Origin of the sequence: Sphaerochaeta sp. (assembly GCF_050178175.1) — a bacterium.
In the GTDB taxonomy this organism is placed as follows: Bacteria; Spirochaetota; Spirochaetia; order Sphaerochaetales; family Sphaerochaetaceae; genus Sphaerochaeta.
In genome coordinates, this window is record NZ_JBFXGH010000196.1 from 1 (window position 1) to 2680 (window position 2680).

Here is a 2680-nt window from a genome sequence, read left to right on the forward strand (position 1 = left end):
AGGTGGTGTCGACTGCTCAGGGTTGGTGATTGAGATATATGACGAGGTAGCAGAATACTTCTCTGTGCATCTGCCATTTAGTGATACCACTGCCAGTGCTTTGGCACAGCAGTACACGCTTCCTCTGCTTGAGCCCGAGAGGGGTGATCTTATCTTCATGGGCGAGGATGGGGTGGTGAGCCATGTGGCGCTCTGCCATGCAGTGACTGATGATACTCTGGTGTTCATTGATGCCTATTCTGTATCTGGAGAGGTGGGAATTCGGTCATACGTTATTGATGACCCTAAGATTATCTCTTTTGGGAGGATGCTGGTCATTAGTGATTAGCGATGATCAATCCTCAGTCCATGGTTCCTTGTTGTGAATCTCATCAATGATGAAACGCACTCCTTGGTTATCAGGGGGATTGCGACGCAATACCTTGCATGCAAGTTCTTCTGCTTCTGCAAACCGACCCAATCTCCAGAGCAATATACAGTAGCCTTGTAATGCTCTTAGGTAGGGGCGGTTCTCCAGACATGACCAGAGCGTTATACCGTCAAAATCGGGGGGTAGCTTCTTCTCTGCAATAGCAATGGCAGCACGATAACAGTTCTCTGCATTTCTATAGAAAAACTTGCTGGAAACATAGGGATTTGCGATGTGTGCCAAGGCATCGATACATTGGGGGAACTCCTCCCAGAGTTTGGTTAGGATGTCATACCGTCTCGATGGATCTATGCTGTCTGCAGCTTCAAAGACAGGGTCGCTGTCACGACCATAAAAACCGTATCCTGTGTAATCATGAAACTCGATGGAAGGTCTCTTTCCGCCTTTCAGACATGCACCTAGAAGGCCCTTCAGTTCGCTCCCCTCATAGTACTCAGTGGTGGAGTGGCTCTCGCCCTCATCATAGTCATGACCTTCAATCTCGAGGGAATCGAGGGAGAATGCATTGCTCTGCACTTCTCCACTGATGTAGGTAGTCTGGTTGAACTGCCACCGTTTTGATTCAAGGAATACCACTGTGTCAAGTATTGCTACCTTATAAGCTCTTGTCTTGACGGAAACAATTTCCTTGGTATCAAGGTCTCTTGCCCGAAACCCTGGTGAAAGGATTTTAAGTACGAGTAAATTACGGGTGGTTGTGTCCATACAGTTCTCCTTCTCTTGGTGATTGCCATAAAAGGTTGGTTTTCAATGACAACCAACTTTTAAAATGGTAGACTTTTCCCATGCATAACACAACCTCAGATACACCAATATATAGAAATTGGGTTTCCCTCAAACTGGTCATTGTCCCTGGTATTTTGGCATTGGGGACTGCCGTCCTTACTGCCTTCTATTCCTGGATCATGATATTCCCCGTAATTTTTCTCTTGATGATGCTCTATTTTGTCTATGCACGGCATCTGTTCTCCCCCGAGGGAAAGAATATGCAGGCAGAACTTCATTCCATGCTCATCGAGGAGATTGACTGGGATGGCAAAGGTAAGGCTCTTGATATCGGTTGCGGAAATGGAGCCTTGGCTATTCGCCTGGCAAAGAAGTATCCAGAGGCGCATGTTACAGGAATCGAGTATAGAAGGTTCTCTGAGACTCTCTGCAAACAAAATGCAAAGATTGAAGGGGTCTCTGAAAGAGTCTCCTTCAAGGAAGGAAGTATTGTAGAACTGCCCTTTGAGGACGATGAGTTCGATCTGGTGGTGAGCAACCTTACATTCCATGAAGTGATGGAACTGAGGGATAGGAGAGAACTCATGGAGGAAGCCTTCCGTGTTCTCAGGCATGGGGGAGTATTTGTATTCCAGGACCTGTTCCTGACCAAGAAGATGTTCGGCAATCTTGATCCCATGCTGAAAAAGCTCTCCAGTTGGGGTGCGAAATCAGTGGAATTCATCAATCTTGGTGAGTCGGAGAGGATCCCGAGTATCCTCAGGACTCCTTTCATGGTAGGGACGATTGGTATCATCAAGGGGAGAGTGTAAGCAAAAAACCTCGTATTCTATCATACTAGCCGCATATGTATAGAATTTTGTTGACAACCACCTATGTCATAGGTCATCTTTAATACATTCGTATTAATACATTAGTAAGGATGTGTGTAATGAAAAAAACATTGATGTTGGTTGCTTCCCTGGTTCTGCTTCTAGGTATGTTCACCGGTTGTGATATGGCTATGGATACCTCCGCTCTCTCGAGCCGTGGGGTTTCACTGGATAGCCCGCTTGATGCAGGGCGTGCTCTGAAGAATACCAAGCCGGTCTCCTTTACTGCCTCTGTCCAGCTCTTCCAGGACTTCACTTCAGTAGTGACACTGGATATGGGTAACAGTAATCACCACAAGACCATTGAAGAGACACTCTACAGCTTCATGGATCTTGGCCCGTATGGCCAGTATGGTGGCCTGGTTTCTTCTGATTGGGGGCTCTTGGATGGAAAGTTGGTTGTCATGAGTAATGTGACCAACTACAACCTTGATGAGACTACCACTGAGATTGGGGGATCGAACCACAGTGTGATCAGCATTGTTGATCCTGCATCCGGTGAAGTTGTTGCTACCCTCGATGCCAACGGAACGGTAAACGGTTCTCTCTTTGGTGCTGAGATTGCCATGAACTGGGTCATGAAAGAGAACAGTGCAGGAGTGAATGCAAGAGGAAAGGTTGATGGTATTTTCACCTGGTACGTGATTGATCC

At 46.6% G+C, this 2680-nt stretch carries 4 protein-coding genes; 3 read left to right on the plus strand and 1 reads right to left on the minus strand.

The window, feature by feature from the left end; translation table 11 throughout:
• Positions 1-328 (plus strand): NlpC/P60 family protein (locus AB7S66_RS12465; RefSeq protein ID WP_428520481.1); only part of this gene is annotated, 328 nt, incomplete at its 5' end.
• Positions 329-334: 6 nt separating this feature from the next.
• Here AB7S66_RS12465 and AB7S66_RS12470 read toward each other — a convergent pair.
• On the minus strand, positions 335-1135 hold the full coding sequence (locus AB7S66_RS12470) for a tetratricopeptide repeat protein (RefSeq protein ID WP_428520483.1): 801 nt from the start codon (positions 1133-1135) through the stop codon (positions 335-337).
• Between the two features lie 80 nt (positions 1136-1215).
• Here AB7S66_RS12470 and AB7S66_RS12475 point away from each other — a divergent pair, with 80 nt between their 5' ends.
• Positions 1216-1968 (plus strand): class I SAM-dependent methyltransferase, encoded by a 753-nt coding sequence (locus AB7S66_RS12475; protein WP_428520485.1) that lies wholly within the window; start codon positions 1216-1218, stop codon positions 1966-1968.
• Positions 1969-2087: 119 nt separating this feature from the next.
• The coding region (locus AB7S66_RS12480; RefSeq protein ID WP_428520487.1) for a hypothetical protein at positions 2088-2680 on the plus strand (593 nt) is incomplete at its 3' end.